17 protein-coding genes and 3 pseudogenes are annotated in these 22,831 nt (G+C 41.3%); 11 read left to right on the top strand and 9 right to left on the bottom strand.

Going from position 1 to position 22,831, the window contains the following annotated elements; genetic code table 11:
* Positions 1 to 45 precede the first annotated feature (45 nt).
* Complete coding sequence (dnaG, locus tag LC608_RS09405) at positions 46 to 2,001, bottom strand: DNA primase (protein ID WP_229553290.1); 1,956 nt, start codon at positions 1,999 to 2,001, stop codon at positions 46 to 48.
* Positions 2,002 to 2,142: 141 nt separating this feature from the next.
* On the opposite strand from dnaG, the gene LC608_RS09400 reads away from it, so the two are divergent.
* From LC608_RS09400 to LC608_RS09390, 3 genes and pseudogenes are all read left to right on the top strand, one after another.
* Positions 2,143 to 3,495, top strand: a complete 1,353-nt coding sequence (locus LC608_RS09400; RefSeq protein WP_229553289.1) for an N-acetylmuramoyl-L-alanine amidase — start codon at positions 2,143 to 2,145, stop codon at positions 3,493 to 3,495.
* Positions 3,496 to 3,761: 266 nt separating this feature from the next.
* Positions 3,762 to 4,220, top strand: a pseudogene (locus LC608_RS09395) (BsuBI/PstI family type II restriction endonuclease).
* A gap of 297 nt (positions 4,221 to 4,517) precedes the next feature.
* The gene (locus LC608_RS09390; RefSeq protein ID WP_229553288.1) at positions 4,518 to 4,964 is read left to right on the top strand and encodes a hypothetical protein; all 447 of its coding nucleotides are present in this window, start codon (positions 4,518 to 4,520) and stop codon (positions 4,962 to 4,964) included.
* A 219-nt stretch (positions 4,965 to 5,183) separates the two neighbouring features.
* Here the strand turns inward: LC608_RS09390 and LC608_RS09385 are convergent, their stop codons facing one another.
* Positions 5,184 to 7,028 (bottom strand): tetratricopeptide repeat protein, encoded by a 1,845-nt coding sequence (locus LC608_RS09385; RefSeq protein ID WP_229553287.1) that lies wholly within the window; start codon positions 7,026 to 7,028, stop codon positions 5,184 to 5,186.
* A 333-nt stretch (positions 7,029 to 7,361) separates the two neighbouring features.
* On the opposite strand from LC608_RS09385, the gene LC608_RS09380 reads away from it, so the two are divergent.
* The 4 genes from LC608_RS09380 (at position 7,362) to LC608_RS09365 (ending at position 11,087) form a co-directional block, all read left to right on the top strand.
* Positions 7,362 to 8,102 carry an RNA methyltransferase gene (locus tag LC608_RS09380; RefSeq protein ID WP_229553286.1) on the top strand — a complete coding sequence of 247 codons (741 nt, stop codon included), beginning with the start codon at positions 7,362 to 7,364 and terminating at the stop codon, positions 8,100 to 8,102.
* 177 nt (positions 8,103 to 8,279) lie between these two features.
* The gene (locus tag LC608_RS09375; RefSeq protein ID WP_229553285.1) at positions 8,280 to 9,845 is read left to right on the top strand and encodes a serine hydrolase; all 1,566 of its coding nucleotides are present in this window, start codon (positions 8,280 to 8,282) and stop codon (positions 9,843 to 9,845) included.
* Between the two features lie 85 nt (positions 9,846 to 9,930).
* The gene (locus LC608_RS09370; protein WP_229553284.1) at positions 9,931 to 10,440 is read left to right on the top strand and encodes a MarR family winged helix-turn-helix transcriptional regulator; all 510 of its coding nucleotides are present in this window, start codon (positions 9,931 to 9,933) and stop codon (positions 10,438 to 10,440) included.
* A gap of 113 nt (positions 10,441 to 10,553) precedes the next feature.
* A complete protein-coding gene (locus tag LC608_RS09365; RefSeq protein ID WP_229553283.1) occupies positions 10,554 to 11,087 on the top strand; it encodes a hypothetical protein in 534 nt (177 codons plus the stop codon).
* Positions 11,088 to 11,158: 71 nt separating this feature from the next.
* Here LC608_RS09365 and dprA read toward each other — a convergent pair whose 3' ends face one another.
* The gene (gene dprA / locus LC608_RS09360) at positions 11,159 to 12,274 is read right to left on the bottom strand and encodes a DNA-processing protein DprA (protein WP_229553282.1); all 1,116 of its coding nucleotides are present in this window, start codon (positions 12,272 to 12,274) and stop codon (positions 11,159 to 11,161) included.
* Between the two features lie 144 nt (positions 12,275 to 12,418).
* Between dprA and LC608_RS09355 the strand changes: the two genes are divergently transcribed.
* Positions 12,419 to 13,579, top strand: coding sequence for an alpha/beta hydrolase (locus tag LC608_RS09355; RefSeq protein WP_229553281.1), 1,161 nt, complete (start codon positions 12,419 to 12,421; stop codon positions 13,577 to 13,579).
* Positions 13,580 to 13,796: 217 nt separating this feature from the next.
* Here the strand turns inward: LC608_RS09355 and LC608_RS09350 are convergent, their stop codons facing one another.
* From LC608_RS09350 to LC608_RS09340, 3 genes and pseudogenes are all read right to left on the bottom strand, one after another.
* Positions 13,797 to 14,327 (bottom strand): ElyC/SanA/YdcF family protein, encoded by a 531-nt coding sequence (locus LC608_RS09350; RefSeq protein ID WP_229553280.1) that lies wholly within the window; start codon positions 14,325 to 14,327, stop codon positions 13,797 to 13,799.
* A 158-nt stretch (positions 14,328 to 14,485) separates the two neighbouring features.
* A complete protein-coding gene (locus tag LC608_RS09345; RefSeq protein ID WP_229553279.1) occupies positions 14,486 to 15,142 on the bottom strand; it encodes a DUF2301 domain-containing membrane protein in 657 nt (218 codons plus the stop codon).
* A gap of 852 nt (positions 15,143 to 15,994) precedes the next feature.
* A pseudogene (locus tag LC608_RS09340) lies at positions 15,995 to 16,294 on the bottom strand (NB-ARC domain-containing protein); the annotation flags it as partial.
* 101 nt (positions 16,295 to 16,395) lie between these two features.
* Between LC608_RS09340 and LC608_RS09335 the strand changes: the two are divergent.
* The 3 genes and pseudogenes from LC608_RS09335 (at position 16,396) to LC608_RS09320 (ending at position 20,928) form a co-directional block, all read left to right on the top strand.
* Positions 16,396 to 17,398 (top strand): annotated as a pseudogene (locus tag LC608_RS09335) (ferritin-like domain-containing protein).
* Between the two features lie 23 nt (positions 17,399 to 17,421).
* Positions 17,422 to 18,180, top strand: coding sequence for an isoprenyl transferase (locus LC608_RS09325; RefSeq protein WP_229553276.1), 759 nt, complete (start codon positions 17,422 to 17,424; stop codon positions 18,178 to 18,180).
* Positions 18,181 to 19,002: 822 nt separating this feature from the next.
* Positions 19,003 to 20,928, top strand: coding sequence for an iron uptake porin (locus tag LC608_RS09320; RefSeq protein ID WP_229553558.1), 1,926 nt, complete (start codon positions 19,003 to 19,005; stop codon positions 20,926 to 20,928).
* 96 nt (positions 20,929 to 21,024) lie between these two features.
* Here the strand turns inward: LC608_RS09320 and LC608_RS37505 are convergent, their stop codons facing one another.
* The 3 genes from LC608_RS37505 to trxA form a co-directional block, all read right to left on the bottom strand.
* On the bottom strand, positions 21,025 to 21,369 hold the full coding sequence (locus tag LC608_RS37505) for a GUN4 domain-containing protein (protein WP_374108390.1): 345 nt from the start codon (positions 21,367 to 21,369) through the stop codon (positions 21,025 to 21,027).
* A 195-nt stretch (positions 21,370 to 21,564) separates the two neighbouring features.
* A complete protein-coding gene (locus LC608_RS09315) occupies positions 21,565 to 21,729 on the bottom strand; it encodes a hypothetical protein (protein WP_229553275.1) in 165 nt (54 codons plus the stop codon).
* A gap of 214 nt (positions 21,730 to 21,943) precedes the next feature.
* Complete coding sequence (trxA, locus tag LC608_RS09310) at positions 21,944 to 22,261, bottom strand: thioredoxin (protein WP_229553274.1); 318 nt, start codon at positions 22,259 to 22,261, stop codon at positions 21,944 to 21,946.
* Positions 22,262 to 22,831 lie beyond the last annotated feature (570 nt).

Genomic DNA, 22,831 nt, shown 5'->3' with positions numbered 1-22,831 from the left:
GACCTTCTTCTTTTCCAAATAACGTGAAAAGTCAGGAGTCCGAGGCTATAACAACTCTGTGATGGAAAATAACCGTTGTCGGTCTATTTGTTGCAGCTTGATTTTTTCAGCGTAGAAAGCCTGATAATAAGATTCATAACGCTCTGGTTCAGCTTCTGGATCAGTTTGTTGCCATAGTTCCAAAAAGTGGCGATAACGTTTTTCAAGCATCACTAAATCCATGCAAGCGATCGCAGCTTGAACTACTTGTGGAGTCCGAAGTATTTCTTTCTGGTTTTTTTCATCCACATGAAACAAATGAGAAATTAACCCCATCTCACTACCAAATTCTAAAAACTGGTCTTGCAGGCGGGAAATTAAATCTGGTGGAGACGCAAAATTCTTTGTCTCTCCATCAACGGATGAAATTTCTAAAATCTGTTGCCATAAAAATCGGTGGTGGGAAAGGCTAAATTGTAAATCTCGCTCCTCTAGTTCGTCAATAATCACTTGACGCTGTTCGGGACAATGCAAGTAAATTCGCAGTAATAACGCCTCTGCATGTTCTAAAAGGCTCCGTTCTGTAGGGAGTGGGGAGTGGAGAGCGGGGAGTGGAGATTTGCTACTTCCCCATGCTTTTCTGGCTGACACAGGTTTAGAGTATGTAGCCGGAGGGGGAGCAATTTGAGTTAACAGATTTTCAACTCGTAGGGCTATAAGTCTGGTATCTCCTAAGCTGAGTATTTCTGCACAGTAGGAAACGTAATAGTTGCGTGTATCGCTGTTAGCTATATTTTTAAGTAATTTGACTATCTGCTGAGTTACTTGCTGAAAATCAGTAGCCTGTTTCAAATCACGGTCTTGAATAATTTGCTGAATTTGCCAGTCTAACCAAAGTGGTGCATTTTTTAGCAGTTCTCCATAATCTTCTGGGGTGTGGCTATGCAAGTATTCATCAGCATCTTTACCATCGGGTAAATTGAGAATCTTTAGCTGAACTTCGCCTTTGTATGCTAATTCAGCAATTTCACCAATCGCCCGTTCTGCGGCATTGGTTCCGGCTTTATCAGCATCAAAGTTGAGTACTAATTGTTTCGACTCAGTGTAGCGTAATATTAACCGGACTTGTTCTAAGCTTAAAGCTGTACCGAGTGAGGCGACGGCGTTATTAATACCAGCAGCATGGAGAGCGATCGCATCAAAATATCCCTCTACCACCACGGCTTGATCGACTTGAGAAATCCCACCTTTGGCTTGATCGAGGGCAAATAGTGTTTTACCTTTACTAAAAAGCTCGGTTTCTGGTGAATTCAGATATTTAGGCTGCTCATCAGTTAGGGTTCTGCCACCAAAGGCAATGACGCGCCCTTGGACATCACGGATGGGAATCATCAAGCGATCGCGGAATACATCATAATAACCGCCTCCTTCCCGCCGTGGCTTAATCAATCCTGCTTTTTCTAGTATCTGCGCTGGGTAATGTTTATCTTCCACTAGATAACGGTAGAGAGTTTCCCAGCCTGCGGGGGCGTAACCTAGACCAAATTGCTGTATTGTTTCTTCTTTGAATTGGCGGTTAGATTGCAAATATTGAAGTGCCTGTTGCCCCTGTGATTGTCTGAGGGCGTGTTGATAAAATTGTGCTGAAGAAGCCAGAACTTCATATAACTGCTCACGCAAAGATAGCTGACGCTGTAATTCTTGGCGTTGTTCAGGTTCTAGAGTTTGTACAGGTACTTGGTAACGCCGTGCTAAATCCAAGACTACATCAGCAAAAGAACGCTTCCCCAATTCCATGACAAACTTAATGGCATTTCCTCCGGCTTGACAGCCGAAGCAATAGTACATTTGTTTAGTCTGGCTGACGGTGAAACTGGGAGATTTTTCATCGTGAAAGGGGCACAAACCGACGAAATCTTTCCCGCGTTTGCGTAAAACTACGTATTCCGAGACGACATCTACAATATCAGCTCGTAGTTTAACTTCCTCAATTGTGTCTGGGTGCAAGCGGGGTATTTGCATTCTAGTTTATCTGTGAAATCATAGGTTGGTAGTTAACACTGGGGTGCATTTCCCAACTGATAGCTATTATATTCTTGTTGCTAGGCCAAGAATGATTTATATAAATGCTTACACTTAATTTTATCAGAGGAATTACTTAAAATGGGACGTATTTTTATTTCAGCAGCTCACGGAGGTAAAGAAGCTAGAGGAGTCGATCCAGGTGCGATCGCAGGTGGTACAACTGAAGCTAGAGAAATGATTCTGCTGCGAGATTTGATTGTCACCGAACTGAGGGCGCGGAATGTGGAAATTTTGGCAGTCCCTGATGACTTGAGTGCCGCCCAAACTATCACCTGGATCAATTCTCGTGGCCGCCGGGGTGATGTCGCCCTAGAGATTGAATCTAATGCCACTAATAGCCCTTCTGTGCGTGGGGCTGGCGTTTTCTATATTGCTAATAATAGCGATCGCAAGAGTAATGCTGAACAATTGCTAGTGGGGTTGTTGCGCCGTGTACCCCAATTGCCAAATCGGGGAGCCAAGGCAGATACAAATAGTGGCTTAGGTAGTTTAGCATTCTGTCGCCAGACAACGCTTCCAGCTTTGGTGATGCAAGTGGCGTTTCTCAGCAATCCAGAGGATCGGGCTTTGTTGCAAAGTCGTCGCCGCGATTTTGCTTTGGGAATTGTCGATGGATTAGTAATTTGGAGTCGGATAATTGACCCTACTCCTGGAACTCCGATCGAAGCAAATTATCCGCCAATTAATATTAATATTAATGGACAAAAATATTCAGAGCAAGGAGTTTTAGTTAATGGTAATGCTTACATTCCCATTGATTTAGTAGACCGTTTGCGGATTGACCTTTCAAAAACGGCTAATGTCAATCGGATTACCTATCGCAAAGTAGTTTATGTTAAAGCGATCGAACTGCGAGATTTTAATATTGCTGTAAGTTGGGATGCTGCAACGCGTACTGTTAGCTTGCGATCGAATTTGGCGGTTTGCCCTGGTCAATTTTCGCGGGTGATGTCGAACGGGAATACTTCCGAAGTACAGTTACAATTATTCCTAAGAAACAATAATGAAAATGCTTTAGTAAGCTTTCCTGACATCCCAAAACTTTATCGAGAAGAATCAGGTATAGAGGGAGTGAACTATGACATTGCCTTTTGCCAAATGTGTGTAGAAACTGGATTTTTACGGTTTGGTGGCGATATTAAACCTGAGCAAAATAACTTTGCAGGCTTAGGTGCGATCGGTGGTGGTTCAGAGGCTGCATCTTTTCCAAGTGCCAGAATTGGAGTGAGGGCGCACATCCAACATTTGAAAGCTTACGCTAGTTTAGAACCTTTGGTACAAGAAGTAGTAGATCCCAGGTTTCGCTTTGTCACGCGGGGAATTGCGCCATTAATTGATCAGCTATCAGGGCGGTGGTCAGCAGATTTGGATTATAGTACGAAGATTTCAGCAATGCTCAAACGATTATATGAATCAGCAGGACTTCTTTAAGTGTTGAGTAAATAAACTTGCACTAATTACTTAATCCCTTTCTTCCTTGTCTACGAGACGCTGTGCGTTGGCAAAGCCTCTCGCAGACAAGGCGTACTTGGCGGTTCGTTTGCATCCTCATAGTAAACCTGTACTAAGGTTTTGCACAGCGCGATCACCTACGGTGGGCGGAACGCCATCGCAAACGTGGTCTGCCTTAGCATAAAAATGTCGTAAAGTTGTAAACTTGATAGCAATGAAGAAGAAAATATGCTCAAGAACGTGAAATGTCTCGTATTTCCATAGTAATTAATGGAGAAATTAAAACTTTATCACCAGGTGGTCAAAATATTTTAATTGAAAAAATTATTAATGATTTTGCCCCTCGTTTTACTCCTAGTGGAAAGCTCATCTATGTTGGGGATGCAGATGAAAAATTTGCCCACTTTGATGAAACATCATTAGCAGATTTGGGCATTTAGATTGATTCTCACGGCAAAATGTCAGATGTGATTATTCGCTTCACAACAAATAACTGGTTGGTGTTAATTGAAGCTGTAACTTTACATGGCCCAATTAATCCTAAACGGAAGAATGAACTTGAAGTCTTATTCAGAGATGTCCAAATACCTCTGGTGATGGTAACAACATTTCTCAGCCGTAAGGCAATGGTGGCATATCTGGCAGAGATTGCTTGGGAAACAGATGTTTGGGTTGCTGAAGATTCACCTCACTTGATTCATTAGACCTCTTGCAAAAATAAATTATGGTATCATAGAGGGTTTTAAGAATTTGCTTTATATCTCTATCAGACATCCCAATGAGGTAACAAAATTTCTCTGTATAGATTCTGATATGGATTTTTTCTAAAACTCTTGATCATACCAGAAAATAATTATGCAAGAGGTCTATTTAAATGGTGATTAAATGGTGAATATCTATTCCAGGCTTACCAAAGAGATATGTATATTTATTAATAAATTATGTATGAAGTATATCTGGTCTATATACTTTCCGTGACATCACTAAAAATTAATTAAGATATGAAACTAATAGCATTAAGTAGTTCTTTGTTAGCTATTGTTGGAGCGGTAGTCGGTTTAACACCGCCTGCAACAGCAATTGATGCAGCATTCTTTAGCAAGACAACACCGACTCTTTTTTTGCCTAGTACTGGAGGTCAGGAACTCGGACTAACAGAAATTGCTCTTCCTGCTGGGAAGTGGATAGTTAATTATTCAGCGACAGCTGTAAACTTTGGAGCCAACGACTTCGTGCGATGCTATGTCCGCGCCAGAGAAACAGGTCTGGTTATTAGTAACCACGTAGCCTTCGTTGGAGCACAAGTGGGTGCATCTCAGGCATCTACAATCAGTGGGGTTACAGTCGTTAATTTAAATCAGCCAACCACAATGGTTCTTACCTGTGCCCACGATACCACTGGTAGGACACCTTACATTGATCCTGGTGCTGAGATAGCCGCCTACTAAGCAGTGAAAAAGAGATGTAGCACTGCTACGTCTCTACAAGATTAATAGAAAATTTAGCTAAATATTTACTTGAAGTGAAAAAGAGATGTAGCACTGCTACGTCTCTACAAGGGTTTTGGATAACGCATATTTAATTTCTGGACATGTCTAGAATTTAGGAGAAGTTCAAACAGTTTGTAGTGAAAAAGTTGCGTTCCAACCTGAATCAAATTACTATTCTTACATATTTTCCTTATATTCTTCTAACAATTGTGGAATGTGATCATATCCATCTACACCAATAACCGCAATGATTTTCGGGCGATGTTGCTGTAAGAACTTTTGGAAGGCTTCTGCCCCTATTTGTCCTTGTAAAATTGTCAGTAACCCTGCTGGTTGACGCCACTCACTAGAAGCAATTTGCTCCAAAAGATACATTCCCAAGCAGCCTGTGTAAACAGTTTTTTCCGAATTTTGTAGATGATAATAAGCTTCTGCTAAATAAGCTAAGTTACGCCCTTGGAGATACAAATCACCGGAAACTTGCGCTGTTTTAAAGCCATCTTCAAGATATTTAATTGCAGTTTGATGTTCTCCAATTACTAGATAGGCAATTCCTAAGCTACTGACACATAAGGCTTTACTTTGAAGATCGCCTAATTTTTCTGATAATTTTAAACCTTGTTCCAAATAGTTAATTGCAGCTTCATAGGTTTCTGGTTCTAAGTTTTCCAGTTCCTGAGCTTGCATGACTTCGCTGTAACCTAAATTTACCAGCGCGTTTGCTTCTCCTGTTCTATCGCCTGCTTGCCGACTCAGTATCAATGCTCGTTGACTGTTATTAATTGCCTCAGCATAATTTTGCTGTTGCACGTATGTGCGGCTAAGGTGGTTGAGATTGGCAATTTCACAGGTGCGATCGCCTGCATTTCTGGCTATCTCTAATGCCTGCTGATGAAAATCAATAGAACGCTGGTATTGTCCTAAAGCACGTTGAGAATAGCCTAAAAGTGTCAAAATCCGCGCCTTTTCTTGGGTTCCCTCGCCTCGCCGCAATGGTTCATCCAAATAATCTAGGGCATCTCGCAAATAAGTGCCTGTAAAAGAGGCAAAAATCCCGCCGTAAAAGGGAAAATACGGACGCTGGGCAAAGGTTCGCAATATCTGGAGCATGATTTGAGAACAGGCATCGCTGTATACTGTGCCAATGCTACTAAAACCACTTGCTAACTGACTCCAAATCACTGCAAAGGTCAAAAAGGTGGAAATGGACAACTTTGGCCCGGCCTTAATATCGTAAGCTTGTTGGTCAAACCAGTTAATTAGTCCCCGTTGCAAGTACTGTAAAATCAATGCCATTTCTACCCAATCTCTAAGGGTGATCCCCCGTTGTCGCTCGGCAAACTCTATTGCAGATTCTTCCATAGCTAAGGTGCGAAGCAGTGCTTGGGGTAACTCACTGTTGAGTTGTTTCGCCCAACTTGCCCAAGGGCCACGTTCTCCCGGTACGCCGCCAAATCCCAAAGATTCTTTTTGCTCGTACATCCAACTGAGCAAGTTGTCTTGCAATCGCTGCCAAGAAGCTAAACCACGGGTAATTCCTTCGGAAAATTGTTGTAAATCAGCATCTGCCTCGGCAAATTGCTGTAATGCTTTTGATAATTGCTGTAGCTGTTGCAAATTTAGCGGATATTTCTGATTGGGATCAGTAACCCGTAAAAATACTGCTAGGCGCTCGTCAGCAGGAGCTGTGGTAATTTCTGTAACTGCGGAGGCGATCGCTTCTGTGGTTTTGTTTTGCTCTTGCCAACGTTGCCATTGACTTTGAATAGTTTTAATGGCTCTCAAACTCCTAGTAGCCTTAGCTTTTTTGAGTTCGTCTTTTTCACTATCGACTTGATTTTGGAGAGCATTCAAGCGATCGCTTAAAACTAGCTCAAAGACTTCCCCTGTACCGGAAGTAATTCCTTTAAGCAGCATTTGATACACCATCTCAACAGAGCTAATTTTGCCCTTGAGGGTGGCTTCGACAATTTCATCGATTAAGGCAAGATAGCGATCGCGCAATGGCAAAGAGTCTGGCATAGCTACTAGAGAACGTCCATTCTAATTCTAGTCTGAGTTTGTCCGACTGGATTAGACGCTTGTAGAGCTTGGGAGCATTCAAGGGGTAGGCAATGTTTAACAGGTGCGAATCGTTTTAAGTTGTTGTTCATTTCGCAGTTTTTGACCTTTTTTATCTCTTTGTGAGATATCCGGGTTAGTTGTGATGATTAAAACAGGTAATTGTTCATCACACCTGCCGTAGGCATTTACCTGCAAAGTTTAGAATGATATCAAGGAAACTTTTTAGCAAAACATAATAATGCTGAGAATTAGCCTAAAAATATTATTTGGTGCGATCGCAGGAGGCAAAAAATGGGCTTGGCTGGATTAAGGATTGTGTTGGTAGAGCCAGCTGGGCCGATCAATATCGGAGCGATCGCCAGGGTAATGAAAAATTTCGGGCTATATAATTTAGTATTAGTGAATCCCCAATGCGATCCGCTATCGTCGGAAGCTTTGATGATGGCTGTTCATGGTCAGGAAATTATCGAATCTGCGGTATTGGTGCCGACCTTACCAGAAGCATTGCATGGATGTGTACGCGCGATCGCTACCACTGGTCGCGTTCGCAGTTGGGAAACACCCTTAGAAAACCCCCGCACTGCACTACCCTGGTTGCTGGAGGAACCAGAAAAACCCGCAGCACTAATTTTTGGCAGGGAAGACCGGGGATTAAGCAATGAAGAATTAAATTATGCACAAAGGTTTGTTGGCATTCCCACCAGTCCAGATTATGTAGCCCTCAATTTGGCTACCGCCGTAGCAATTTGCTGTTATGAATTGTCACAATGTACCCAGCAACCTGACGCTAAAACCTTAACCCAAACTGAACTCGCCTCCTTAGATGTTGTGGAAGGATACTATCAGCAATTAGAATCATTATTATTAAAAATTGGTTATGTATATCCCCACACGGCAGCTAGTCGGATGGAAAAATTCCGCCAAATATATAATCGCGCTCATCTGAAAACAGGGGAAGTATACATGCTGCGTGGGATTTTGCAGCAGGTAGAATGGGCCCTTAAAAACCAGAAGGATGGTGAAAACTTGTAATTATTTGTTTAATATATACGCAATCATCTCCCAAAATATTTAATATGGCTTAAACTAAACACAAAAATGCTACTTAGTGGCAAAGTGGAATTTGAGTATTAATATTATTTGCTTAAAAATTAAGTTTTGGGTTAGGAGTCTGCAAGAAAACAGCCAAGTGGGTCACAAGGAGTAACTGTGTCAGAGTCAGGTGACGAACTAACAGCTTTCTCGCGGCGTCAACCCTTAAATCGCCGTCAGCCGCCACAAAAAGTTCAAAAAGTGGTAAGGAAGAAAGTTAAAGCTAACAGCCAGCAGCAAGCTGCCAATGGGCGAGAAGCGGCGCAAACACGCCCAAAAAATCCGATCAGCCCTCCCCCAACCCCTGGTACTACACGTAGGGTAAAATCGGGATTAGTCATGCCAACGGCAGTAAAACCAATACCTAGTGTAAAGGGCAAAATTCCTCCCTTTCGACCAGGTGCTGTGATGGTGAAAACAGTACGGATGGAAAAGCCAAAAATCGGCAGGCGTTCATCGCCGAAGACGCGGTTAAAGCCAATGGCCAAAACCTTGTTGTATATTGTACGGTTATTGATTGTGGGTGTTGGCATGGGTGCAATTGTTGGCACAGCATTGTCAGTATTAGACCCCGCTAATCGCATCAGCACAACTTCTGCGCCGCAATCTAATAGTAATGTGGTGCGATCGCAGCCACAACCTACCCAAACTCCCCCAGCTGCAACTTCGAGCTTATACCTATCTCAGGAAATGGTCTCCTTAAAAAATTCCGTGCAAAATTTGGCGGCGACCAACCCAAATCTTACACCTGGAGTATTTTTAGTAGATTTAGATACTGGTAATTATGTAGATATCAATGGCTCTACCAGTTTTCCGGCGGCTAGCACAATTAAAGTACCGATTCTAATTGCTTTTTTCCAGGATGTAGACGCGGGTAAAATTCGCCTGGATGAAATGCTAACTATGCAACAGGATATGCTTGCTGGCGGTTCAGGAAATCTGCAATATAAACCTGCCGGAACCCAGTATGCTGCTCTGGAAGTCGCCAGTAAAATGATTACAATCAGCGACAACACTGCGACAAATATGCTGATTGCGCGACTAGGAGGAATGGAGGCGTTAAACCAGCGTTTCCGGGACTGGGGATTGACAACCACAACAATTCGTAATCAACTCCCAGATTTACAAGGGACAAATACCACTAGTCCCAAAGAATTAGGAAATTTGATGGCGATTGTGAGTCAGGGAAATTTAGTGAGTATGCCATCACGCGATTTAATGCTCGATATCTTGCGTCGCACTCAGAGAGACACTCTGCTACCATCCGGTTTGGGAACAGGCGCGAGAGTATACCACAAAACGGGCGATATTGGTACTATGCTGGCAGATGCAGGTTTAATTATTGTTCCAACTGGCAAACGCTACATAGCCTCTGTCATGGTACAACGCCCTAATAATGACCCTCGCGCCGAAAAATTGATTAGCTCAATTTCTAGTGTTACCTACCAAGAGTTTAGCCAAAATTCTGTTACACCCAACAGTACCACAAGCACTGTACCTGCAAATGGTTATCAGCCCCCTGCTGTGAGTCCTGCTTTGCCCAATGGTACGACAGGCACTGTACCCATGAGTGTTTATCAGCCTCCTGTTGTGAATCCTGTACCCAACAGTATGGGAAATACAGTACCCCCAAACGGTTATCAATCTCCAGTTATGAATCCGCAATATTATTCCCCAAGATAAATTAGGATTTTTAAATGTGGAATTGCCACAGCAAGATTTACTAAGGCAGCATATAGTAAGCTAGTCAACTAATGCTTGCAAATTTATGTTTGTTTCTCCTGAAGTTCCACCAAAGTATGAATTAGAGGAACTTGCTACACAGTTTCCTGAGTTAAATATTTCCGCAGTGGAGACTTGTTTAGCCTTTTTGAAAACTACAGCCCTTGTTTATGCAGCATTGGATGCCCATTTAGCTCGCCATCAGCTGTCTATGGGTAAATTTACAGTTCTTATGCAATTATTCCGAGCAAATGGTCAGCGCTTAACACCTTCAGAATGTGCTGAACGTTCTGGTGTAACCCGTGGAACTATAACTGGATTATTAGACGGTTTGGAACGGGATGGATGGCTGAAGCGACAACCACATCCAGAAGATAGACGCCGTTTAGTCGTGCAACTGACCGAGCAAGGGCAACAGAATTTGACAAATATCCTGCCAGATCATTTTTGTCGAACTACTGGACTGATAGCTCATCTGAGCCTTACTGAGCAGAAAACACTGATACAACTCTTGTCTAAGCTACAGGCAGGAGTACCAGCGATGCGAGATTTCTAGTTTAAATAGGTAAATACCTTTAAAGTTAAGAAATTTTATCCTATTATAATAAGGAGCCATATTATATGGGAGCTAATTAATTTTAGCGTTCGTGCATCAAATCTGGAGACTTTATGCCCAAACTCAACGTTAAACAGAAAAACTGGTTACTCTCTGCTCATGTCGCTTCTGGTAGCATTTGGTTTGGCTCTGCTCTGTGCATGGTTGCCATTGCGTTGAAGAATGCCAATATTACCAATGGTGACGAACTGTATGCGATTAACACAACTTTGAAATTGCTTGATGATTTTGTGGTTATTCCCTCTGCAAACCTATCTTTGTTAACAGGAGGACTTCTCTGTTGGCTAACCGTTTGGGGATTTTTTAAACATTACTGGGTAATTGTCAAATGGATTGCCACAGTTACTTTGATTGTGGTAGGAACTATATGGCTAGGGCCGTGGGTTAATGCGGTGACAAGTATTTCGGATGCCACACGGGAGCAAGCATTGAGCAATCCATTGTACATGTTTGACTTGAATGGAGTCCTGATAGGTGGTGCAACTCAAACTCTCTGTATACTTGCTATCATCGGCATTTCAGTTATCAAACCTTGGGGTAGAAGAGTAGTAAAATCTCCAGAGGCGTCTACCTCATCAAGCAGCTAGAAAAATCGAAAGTGCTATCGCCACTAGCTTTTTGTTTCTAAAAGCTAAACTGTATTTTTATCTTTTATTTCTTAACTTTTTTGATACCGCATTCCTGGTAATTGCGAAACGAAACCCATAAGTTCTAACTGTAACAACGCACCGGAAACTGAGCCAGCAGCCATGCCGGTTTGTTGGACAATAAAATCGAAGGGTAAAGCTTCACTTGCGATCGCATCCATTACTGTTTGCAATTCTGGCTCTAAAGTTGGCATTGACTGTTCTGGTGCTGTGGAAGCCTCGACTCCATCAATTTGTGGTATTGCTCCTAGCATTGTTAACAGTTCATCTAATTCTTTAAGGATGAAAGAAGCTCCTTGACTCAGTAACTTTAAACACCCTTGGGATGGGTAATCATCTACTCTACCAGGCAGCGCATAGACATCTCTACCAAATTCATTTGCGTAGGTAGCAGTAATTAAGGCACCAGATTTTATCGGCGCTTCCATTACGAGGATGGCGCGGCTTAAACCTGCAATAATTCGGTTGCGGCGGGGAAAGTGTTTGCGATCGGGTGGGGTTTTTGTGGGGTACTCACTCACGACTAACCCAGCCGTCAAAATCTGCTTGTACAAATCTCGATTTTTATGTGGATAAATAACATCTACACCAGTTCCCAAAACTGCGATCGTTCGTCCGCCTGCTTTCATGGCGGCGCTGTGGCTTTCTGTGTCAATTCCCTCTGCCATCCCAGAAACAACTGTAAAGCCATTTTTAGCCAAAGCTGTACTAATTTGGCGAGTCCAACGGATACCGTATTCTGAGGGTTGGCGGGTTCCGACAATTCCAACCATCGGTTTTTGTCCGAGATTTTCTTGGAGTTCGACTTCACCGCGATAGTACAAAATTGGCGGTGGACTCGGAGTTTCCAACAATAAGCGGGGATAATCTGCATCTGCTGGTGTCCAGAAATGTGAATTTTCCTGCTGGTGTTTGGTAAATAGTTGTTCTGGGTGTAAACGCGATCGCTGTTGTACTACTTTTTCTAGTGTTTGAAAACCAAAACCCTCTACTTCTGCCAACTGTACCTTGCTGGCGTTCCAAGCTGTTGCTAACGTGCCAAAATGCTGCTCCAGCCGCCGCAGTAATACCGGGCCAACTCCCGAAATTTGCGCCCAAGCTAGCCAATATGCGCCTTCTTCTATCACCGTTCCATCCTCACTACTGGATTAAGTATTCCCAAATTGGGGTTGGATGTTGAGGGGAATGTGAGAGCAGGCGAGGCAGTGGAAGAATTGATGACTAATGGCTAACCCCTTGACTTTTGACTCTTGACTCTTGAGTATTAACTATTGACTATCTTTTTATTTTGTGTGATGAAATATTTCTATCGTCTTTTAATAAGCCTATCTGGGTGCTTAATATTTTTACTGTTGCACAGTGGCCTTGGTTCGTTGCCTACTTTAGCTGCTGAGAAAGTTACTGTCAGATACGGATTGTTTGAGCAATCGATCCCTGTGGCAGATATACGCAACTATGGCGAAAACCAAAAGGCTTCTGCGGATCTGCAATCTTTTCTAGATTACCTCAGCCCTAAGGAGAAACAGAAGTTTCAAGATGCCCTTCAGGTAAAAATGTCTCTTGATATTGTGGCTTTAGATAAGCTGATAAATACAGGAATGGGCAAGCAAATTTTATCTTTTGCATCCCAAGCGATCGCCCGTCGCGATCAAGCCAGTATACAAGCCTTACGATCTGCTATTATCATAGGAGCAAAATCACCAGAAGGTCTAGGATTAGTCAGCTTTCTAGCAGCCTATCCCAGCAATCAACTAGTTGTTGATGTGTCAAAAATTTCTAAGCTAGTTGGGATGGCAAATTCCTCTTCTGGTTCTGCTGATGCACCTCCAAAGGACAATGTAAGTTCTTCACCCTTCGGAAAAATTGCACTGCAATATCAAATACTTGCTGCCCAAAATAAACAGTTTTCAGGTTGCTTATTTGGTGATTCTGTTTCGGCTGGGCTTGGTAATACCCTTGGGAATGGTACTTTTAATTTTGGGTTAAATGGCTTGAGTACAATCTCATTACTAGAACAATTAAAAAGTTTAATTCCTACCAAGGTTACATGCGAAAAAGCTATTATTGCCGTAGGTGGAAATGATGCTTGGTATGGAATTAGTAATGAGTTGTTTAGCAAAAATCTGCAAGAGGCGATCGCACTTGTCCGCACAATGGGAAATAAAGAGATTTTTCTCATTCCGGCTTTTTATTCAACAGTTGCAGCAAGCTCAGATCCAACTATATCAGCCCCAAATTCTAGAGTTGAACAAATTAATAGTTTGATTAATAAAGTTGGTGAAATAGAAAAAGTGCCAGTTGCAGCAGCAGAAGTAGCACCATTGTATGAGAATAATCTTCTTAAAGAGAATTTATCGAGCGATGGTGAGCATCTGAACGCAGAGGGCCTAAAAATTTACCGACAAGCATTATTACAAATTCTGAAAAAGTAATATGATGTTTGTCTAATTCCATATAGTAAAAGCACCCCACCCTAGCAAAGTTACGTTTTATATAGCGGTTCTCGGTTTTAAGTTGAGTAGGTACTGAACTCCATTCCGAATCCCCTAAGAACAAGCTCCTCACTTGCTTTTATATAGCTCATAGAAAAAGCTACATAACATAATTCGTAGTTTGTAACTCAAAATTACGAATTACGAATTATTACTTTTAGGATCTCCAATTCAAAAACCGCGCATAAATATAAGCTATGCCTTCATCAATAATTGTCCGTACACCTTGGCTATAATCCCACCATTTGTTTGGATCATAATCTTGTGTTTTGGCAGCGATCGCACCAACTTTGATGTTAGGGCTAAGTAGTTTTTTGAACAGCAACCAACTCCTACGGGTGTGAACGTCTAAAGAAAAAACATTAATTGATTGTAGCTTTAAATTGGAATCGGATAGCCAGCGATTAAATTCGGCAGCAGATGCATAACTACGATCCTTAATCACCACAGGTGTCGGCACAGCTACCACCTTCTCTGATTCTAAACCGAGTTTTTTGAAAGTGGCGGCTGACACTTCTGCAAAGTTTTTGTATTCGCTAAGATAAATTCCTTTTTCTATTGAGCCTCCCGTGGTAATTACTAGACTATAAGAACCGCTTTTAAATTCAGTCAAAGCTTGTTGTATGGCATAATCTGGTAGCCATCCTTCAACAACCAATACTTCTGCTGATTTGATCGGGGAAGTCACGGCGAGAAATGAGTGTACATGAGTAATAGTGAAGAATATTAAATAAGCAATCGAAGCGATTGCAATCGCCCACCCCTGAGCCGTAAGTGTCCACATTTCTTGGCGTTTTATTAGTTTTATTGTTGGAAATTTTCGACACCGACGATTTTTTCTCTGCATTAAGCCTTAGCTAAACGTTGTTCTTTCAAATAAGTAAACACAGACTTATCTCCGATATCAGCAGGAATTGCTTGCACTGTCTTTCGCAAGGCAAATACCAAAAACAACATTGCCCAAATTCCTAATAAAACACTTTCCCCCTGAATTGGTAAAATTCCCACCAAATGTCCTAACAATAGTAGCGGTACTATTAGGGTTAATACTTTGGTTTCCAGGCGATTGAAGCAAAAAGCCTCTTTAAAGTAAATACCTGTCAAAGCAACGAAGATAAAACCAACTCCAAATAAGGTAAGAGGGTGATTGTAAACGGTAAGAGCCAAAGGTTCACTACTAGAGATTGCCAGAATCACTGATGCTATACTACCGATCGCCCAAAAAATTTGCAATATTCGGTGCAGTGATGCCATATAGATATGAATGGTAAATAAACTTACACCAAGAGCGACACTAAAACAAGTATATAGAGGTGTAAGTGCGGTAAAAATAGTCGGGTTATTGTTGAGCAAAACCAAAGCACTGCCTATGGCAAAGCTCAGTGCTGCTACCATTAACCCAGCGCGGTAGATAATTACGCCAGTGCGATCGCTCTGAGTAATTGTAAATTCCCCAAACTGGCCTTGATAAACTTCTGGTGGATGTAGTGTTTGTGTAGTCATAGTTAAAAATATAGTTATGATTTACTAATAGAGTACAACAGTAAATTGCTGAAGGATTACTTTTATTATTATGGGCAATCAGACTAACTAAGTGTCACAATCCCTAAAGTATTAAGGCATTTTTGTAGTATTAGTTGACTTGACAGACGCACTAAAGTCGTGAATTATCTCTACCATTTGACCAGATTTCCTTCGAGAGCGAAAGACATAGCAACAGTAAAGCATGGCGTAAATCCAAGTACCATCTCAATTAATCAAACTAACAAGAGGATTTTGCCCCTTGTTAAAGGTAGGCAAACTTCCGCCATATTATACTAGTAATTAGCAATGGTTTGTATAGTATCTAGTTTAGCTGAAGACTTGATTCTAACATTAGACTTTAGCTATAAACAGTAAATATTGACAAATTTAAAGTTTAGTGCATATAAAAGGTTGGCAATCAGATAACCCCATAATTAGTTGATATAAGAAGATGAGGTGAGCGATGGCGCAAGCGCCCACCGTAGGTGATAGCATTTGTCTAAAGAATTGCAAAACTTGTAGACCCTTCCTCGGCTTGTCGTTAGATATTGCTCTTTGTCGAGGATGTGCGATGATCGCTTAAAATAGTTTCCACTCAAGTCTATAGCGAACGCCTACGGCACGCTACGCGAACGCAATTAGACATATTATGTGTGTTAGCAATATGCCTTAGTTTAGCGTCTACGGATAATTCAGCACCAGAAAGCAGGAATATCCACTCAACAATGTCAGGAATGGTTGACACAACCTTGAGCAGCGCAGTTGGAAATTTTTTCAACTTGCTTCGGAGCTTTTATTTCAGTGAATAGTTGAATGGCTCGATTAAAAACCTAACCCACGGTTGCTAAAAAACTTTTGCCATGCAGTTTGATCCAAACCAGGAAGCCGATAGTGACTCACATTTAGCCCCGGTTCACAAAGGCGATCGCGGCTAGTAATCAAGGTAACAGATTGCACCCTTGCATCAGCTAAAACCCGCAATAGTTCTACATAGTTGCGGTGAGAAGCAATCAACCCACCTTGTTGATCCAATGCAGGTTCGAGATTGTCAATTAACACCCCAATGCGCCGATTGTGGAGTTGGCGCTTGAGTCGTCCCAAAGTTACCCCAAATTCTACCCCAGGTCTTTTGCAACCCTATCATATAAAACTGCCGACTTTAGCCGACTGACAAAACGAAGTGCGATCGCTTAGGCTATTGGGCATAGAGATAAAAATTTAAGTATAAAAATATGCTTAACACCCTCAGCCCAATCACAAAAGACTTAGCAGGTCAAAGCTATCCCAGTCCTCATTACTTACAAACACAGCGCCGCATTCGTTTACTCATAGACAAATATATTGCAGTCGAAAAACTACATGAACGTCTGCAAGATTTATTGATACAGCTTGCCAATCCCCAACCGCGTCCCTGGAAATCCATTGATTGGCAGACGATTAACCGTAATCAAATTATCGGCTTAGACGCAGAGGTATTTTTATCTATATTGATAGGTGCGATGGATACAGAAGCTCCCATTCGCGGTTATACCCAAACCAGTCGCCAGTATTTAGAAAAATTGCATCCTCAGATGGCTCGGTTTGTTGGTGGAACAGTCGGTGAAAATGGCGAACTCCTGGAACCTGGTTTGTGGGAAAAGGAAGAACGTCAACATACACCTGCATTAATCAAAATCTACACCCAATTAACAGGCGAGAAAATTACCCCAAAACTTCGGACTGTTAGAAGCTATCTCCCCACAGATGATGCTCACGAAGACTTATATCGCCACGGTTTACACCGCATTGCCACAGAATACGGTGCTACCTGTCTTTATATTTGGTTGATGGCTCACACCACTGGCGCACTCCAGGATGTTTTAGAGGAACTAGCACAGGATGAAATCAACCACATGACCAAATTCTGGGGGTTTGGAGTCTGGACTTTCCCTGATACTGGGTTGATGCGAATTGGACGCACGCTAATTAAAACGCGATACCTTCTCTACGAGAGGCTACGCCAACGGTGAGCTTTCCTACGGAACGCTGCGCGAACGCTAACGCCAAACTATCAAGCGTAACAACCTCATGCGTACTCTCCACCGCATGATGGCTACCCTCAACTGGAATGCTTGGTCATTAACCAACAAAACAACTCTCCTTTTCACCTTCGCCTACACAATGCATCGTTTATGGAATTGGAACAACACCCTCACACCAGGCTATTTGCAAGATTTATTTAGAATTACTGATTAGTAAAAACAAAGGACAAATGACAAATGACAAATGACAAATCAAAATTACCCACCGATTTAAACCCTCAAAAAATCCCCCAACATATCGCCGTCATCATGGATGGTAACGGCCGATGGGCCACCAGTCGAGGATTACCGCGCATTGCTGGACATCGCCAAGGAGCAAAGATGCTCAAAGAACTATTGCGTTGCTGCAAAGATTGGGGAATCAAAGCGTTGACAGCCTATGCTTTCTCAACAGAAAATTGGCAGCGTCCAGTTGAAGAAGTAGATTTTCTAATGCATTTGTTTGAGCGATTACTACACCGCGAGTTGGCTCAGATGCATCAAGAAGGAGTACGGATCTCATTTATTGGAGATTTATCGGCTTTACCCAAGTCTCTACAGACGGAAATGGAGCGTTCAATGACAGAGACGTTGAACAATCAAGCAATCCACTTTACTATTGCAGTCAACTACAGTAGCCGCAACGAAATTACTAGAGTTTGCCGTCAAGTAGCTCAACTCGTGCAACAGGGCGAACTTAGCCCCCAGGAAGTCAATGAAAGTCTTGTAGAACAACATCTCTACACAGCAGATACTCCAGAACCAGATTTGCTGATTCGTACTAGTGGTGAGATGCGATTGAGTAATTTTCTCCTGTGGCAGATGGCGTATACAGAAATGTATTTCACCGATATTCTTTGGCCAGATTTTAATAGAGAAGCATTTCATCAGGCTTTGTTGAGCTACCAAAGACGCGATCGCCGTTTTGGTCAAGTTAAAGCTTCAGTGTCAGCTTAATGTACCAAACACCAGACATCGCCTAAAAATTAAACCAGATTTTTGCCATGAGCGATAAAGTAAAAGCACCCATATTACCACGATGGTATATGAGCGCTAACAAATAAAAACATTATTGAGGATAATCTATCTGCTATGACAGACCGAAGTAACTATAAGAATAGCAGGCGGTGGGTAAATAAACTGCAAGGGTAGTTACAAATGTTTTGTTAAAAATATTACTTACTGTAGGGTATTGTTTATTGGGCTAAAATGTGATTATACAAGACTACTATGAGGTCTACAGTAGGCTACAACCGCAAGAGAAATTATTTCCATTGTTTTCTTACTGATTTTACCTGCACCCAAATAGATCAGCGATCGCGGTTTCTTAATTTTTTTTGAGTAAATTATTCTTTGGTAGGTATTGAGCTGAGGATTTCGTCCCAATACCTATATTCGTTATCACAAAATTAGACTTATGTAATTATTATTTTGTCAATATAGCAATCTGATTTTATATTTGAACAGAGAAAAATTGTAAGGCTTATGAATCAGGCATCCTACGGAAAGTACTGTTCACAAACCATTTAGCATTTACCATAGTAACTATAGAAACTATCAATATATTTTATTGTTAATTCTTTGCAAAAATAGTATTTACTATAATTTAATACTTGCGATATAAGCTGATTTCCTGGTAAGCAGATTCAGAAAAAATCCTGAAATGCAAAATTTAAAGTTAACAAGGTTCTCTTGCTAAATATACTTTAAATTTACTTATCAATCCATTTTGAAATCGCAATCAATTTTTGCACTATTTTATAGGTGTTGGGAGTTATGATGGCAAAATATCTACTAGCTTCTGCTAGTGGGATGGGATTTTTATGTTTAATTGCCGGGTTATTACCTGTGCAAGCCCTTCCTAGTCTAGAAATTGCAGATAAAAACGTAGCTGTTAATCAAAATGATGGCAGCTATCAAAAAAATGATTCTCATAAAAGCAATTTAGCAAATAATATCTCTAGTCAATTGCTGATAGCTAATGAGAGGCAAAAAAACTTATCCCCAGTCAATCAACAGCAAAAAAATCAAGATTTAGGAGTAGATTCTGCTGTTAACTTTTGGCAGCCAATCATACCACAATCAGCAAGTTTATCTCCATCCTCATACAAACTTGCACAAGTAACATCTGTATCCCAATTGTCTGATGTACAGCCGACTGATTGGGCCTTTCAGGCACTCCAATCTTTAGTCGAACGCTACGGTTGTATCGCAGGTTATCCCAATCAAACCTATCGCGGTAATCGGGCGATGACTCGCTATGAATTCGCTGCTGGCTTAAATGCTTGTTTAGACCGAATAAATGAACTGATTGCGACTGCAACTGGTGATTTGGTCAAGAAGGAAGATTTAGCCACATTGCAGAAACTACAAGAACAATTTGCGGCAGAATTAGCAACATTGCGGGGTCGAGTAGATGCTGTAGAAGCTCGCACAGCAGAACTAGAAGCAAATCAGTTTTCCACTACGACCAAGCTCAATGGAGAGGTAATTATTGCTGGTGTTGGTGCTAGCGGTGGCGCTCCTAATAACAGCGACTCCAACATCATCCTAGTCAATAGAGTACGGTTAAATCTCACCACTAGCTTTACTGGTAAAGATTCATTAATTACTGGATTGCAAGCCTATAACTTTTTGGGTGGGGCTAATGGACAGGGTAGCCTGCAAGAAAGTTTAGGATTAGCTGCGCCGCTTTTAAGTGCAAGTAGCGCCCGTACCAGTTTTGAGCCGCAATTTCCGGGGTTAAATGTCAATACTTTGTCGAGTCTTGGCGCAAACAGTGTTCAGCTTTACAAATTGCTGTATATCTTTCCCGTCGCTAATAAATTAACCTTGTTTGCGGGAACTGCGGCAGAGACATCAGATGCTTTCCCAGCAATTACGCCTTTTTATGGTGAAGGACAAGAGTCAATTTCTCGTTTTGCTGGCTTGAATCCTGTGCTACGGATTTCTGGTGGGACTTCGGGTACTGGTTTAGCATCGGCGGCGGGATTGATTTTTAATATTTCGCCAAATTTGGATTTAAGAGCTTTATACGGCAATCCAAATGCCAATTTAACCCAAAAATCTGCAAGTGAGGTTGCGGGACTACCAGGAGTTTCTACTACACCTTTGGGAGCAGGTTTATTTAGTGGTAGTAGTGTTATTGCCACACAGTTAACCTTCAAGCCAAGTCCCGCTTTCGATATTGGTTTAAACTATGCCCACAGTTATCACGAAATCAATATTTTGGGTACAGGATTAGTTAGTAGTGATATCAATGCTTTAGCAGGGGTTGGACCTGAAACACCGGTCACACTCAACTCTGTTGGAGGTACGGTAACATGGCGATTGTCTCCCAAGATAGCTTTATCGGGATACGGTGCAGCACTATTTGTTGATGCTGCTTCAAATAGCGTGAATGCTTCCACCACCTTTACAAGTTGGATGGCGGGAGTTCACTTCAGAGATTTATTCAAGTCTGGGAACACCGCCGGGATTCTTTTTGGTCAGCCGCTTTTCCGTACTGATACTGGTGGTTCTGCTCAACTTACCCCCACAGGCGAGAATCGGGCCACTCCTTACCATTTAGAAGCCTATTACCGCCTTCAAGTTAGCGATAATATCAGCATTACCCCTGGTGCGTTTATTCTCTTTAACCCAGAAGGTAACAGCAATAATGACACTACGACTGTAGGTGTGCTTCGGACTACTTTTACCTTTTAAGAGGTTGGGATTAGGGAGTCAAAGTCCCCCAGTTTATTGGGGGATTTTGGGATTGGGTAACAAAGTTCACAGTCATAACAATATTGCCCTGTTTCACTAGTATCGTGACAAAAAAATCTTTACTCGATGCTGAAGCGCACTAATATTTCTAGAATCTAAACCCACTAACCGAGATATAGATGGAAAGTGCCCTTTAGGTGCGTCTAAGGTGAAAGTATATTCTTCATATTTAACCCATTCACTATTGGCAAGACTTGCTAGCCATCCAACTTTATAAGCAAAGCGCTTACAATCTTTCTTGGCTTGCCAAATACGTTGTTGGACGCTAAAACCAAATCTGCCTTCACTATATTGAACCCAGAGCTTATTAATAATATAAAGGTCATGACGAGGAAATCTTTTAATTTCTCCATCATCTAACCAGCCTTGAGTGTCGAGGATAAAATAATGACTAATAAATAAGTATAAATTCGGTGGAAAATTATCAAATAATAGTACTATTTAGTGTTTGACAAAATAGTTGCTTTGCCTAAAATCTGTTGTGCAAAACGGTGCCTACCTTGGGATACGCCTACGCTTGCACTAAAAATAACTTGTGCAGGTGTAGCTAATCGTAGACATCGCCCTACAGATAACCTAATTATTTATTTTGCTTGATTGACCAGTTTGATTTGAAATTTGGTGCTTTTCTATAACCCGCTCAATTTGGCAAGTCACCGCATCTATTCTATATTTAACCTTATCAAAATCAATATTCACCCAAATATAGGCTTTGTCAGGTCTTTGCTGCTTGTAATTCATATATTGCTTTACTTGTCAAGATATTTTGTTATATCTACACAATATAGCTATCTCAATTTCTAAAGTACTTCCTCTAGACGTATAAGTAGATATGCTTAATATTTACTTAAGATTTTACACAGTGATTTGTAGGGCTACAAGCTGTGCTAATCCACTAAAAAAGACGCGATATTCCGCGCCTCTGGCAGCTAAAATCCAAATTTTAAGTGTTAGCTTAAACCTTTGTTTGTAGATATTGCACTAACTGCGGTGCTTGCATCACTCCCTCTATCCGATCCACAGGCTGACCCTGCTTAAATAGTACTAAGGTTGGTAGAGCAGCAATTTTATACTGAGTAGCCAAATCTGTGTATTTCTCTGTGTCGATTTTGACAATTCGCAGGCGATCCTTAAGTTGGGCATTGACTTGTTCTAAAATTGGTACCATCATTTGGCATGGGCCACACCAGTCAGCGTAAAAATCTACTAATACAGGTACATCAGAAGCAGACAGCATCTCTTCAAAGCTGTTAAATTGCTTTTTATTTGCCATGTGATACACACCGATTTTCAATTGTTTGTTTCAATAGTAATTCTTAGAAAATAAAAGCGGTATAGGTTTATGAGTTTTTGTTGGGAAAGGATTAAATTAGTCAATATAGAATGATTTGCCAGTAAAAAATCTTAAATAATTATAATAAAATTCGTATATTATTCTTGTTTGTGTATATGGATTAAATATGTATTTAAACCTATCCTGACCAAGTACATCACTATAGCGGTTCTTAGTTGAGTAGGTACAGAACCCCACCCCTAACGCCCTAAGAGAAAGCTGCTTACTTGCTCTGATCTAACTCATTTGATTAGGAAAAGCTATAAACTATACAGGCATTCCCAAAAGTGATGCCTACAATGCTTGTAGCTACAACACTTTCTAGCGTATGCAATAGGGCGATGGCTACGATGGGTTATTGGGCGTCACAGCTATAAATTAAATTAACAATATGTTGCTTCAAGTTATTCATCAATTAAGAGAGAAATAACTATAGATATTTAATTATCGAGACAATATTCAGATGTTCCCTAAATCACCATAAGATAATTAGCGCAGTATTTCTAAGAT

Source organism: Nostoc sp. XA010, from assembly GCF_020829625.1.
Classification (GTDB): Bacteria; Cyanobacteriota; Cyanobacteriia; order Cyanobacteriales; family Nostocaceae; genus Nostoc.
Note: the sequence above shows the minus strand (reverse complement) of the source record. Positions and strands in the feature narration are given on the sequence as shown.

Coding starts and splice junctions, on each gene's coding strand:
- LC608_RS09320 (WP_229553558.1), top strand. CDS start 19,003: ATGGCAAAATATCTACTAGCTTCTGCTAGTGGGATGGGATTTTTATGT.
- LC608_RS09315 (WP_229553275.1), bottom strand. CDS start 21,729: ATGAATTACAAGCAGCAAAGACCTGACAAAGCCTATATTTGGGTGAAT.
- LC608_RS09325 (WP_229553276.1), top strand. CDS start 17,422: ATGACAAATGACAAATCAAAATTACCCACCGATTTAAACCCTCAAAAA.
- LC608_RS09390 (WP_229553288.1), top strand. CDS start 4,518: ATGAAACTAATAGCATTAAGTAGTTCTTTGTTAGCTATTGTTGGAGCG.
- LC608_RS09370 (WP_229553284.1), top strand. CDS start 9,931: ATGTTTGTTTCTCCTGAAGTTCCACCAAAGTATGAATTAGAGGAACTT.
- dnaG (WP_229553290.1), bottom strand. CDS start 2,001: ATGCAAATACCCCGCTTGCACCCAGACACAATTGAGGAAGTTAAACTA.
- LC608_RS09345 (WP_229553279.1), bottom strand. CDS start 15,142: ATGACTACACAAACACTACATCCACCAGAAGTTTATCAAGGCCAGTTT.
- LC608_RS09400 (WP_229553289.1), top strand. CDS start 2,143: ATGGGACGTATTTTTATTTCAGCAGCTCACGGAGGTAAAGAAGCTAGA.
- LC608_RS09380 (WP_229553286.1), top strand. CDS start 7,362: ATGGGCTTGGCTGGATTAAGGATTGTGTTGGTAGAGCCAGCTGGGCCG.
- LC608_RS09385 (WP_229553287.1), bottom strand. CDS start 7,028: ATGCCAGACTCTTTGCCATTGCGCGATCGCTATCTTGCCTTAATCGAT.
- LC608_RS09365 (WP_229553283.1), top strand. CDS start 10,554: ATGCCCAAACTCAACGTTAAACAGAAAAACTGGTTACTCTCTGCTCAT.
- trxA (WP_229553274.1), bottom strand. CDS start 22,261: ATGGCAAATAAAAAGCAATTTAACAGCTTTGAAGAGATGCTGTCTGCT.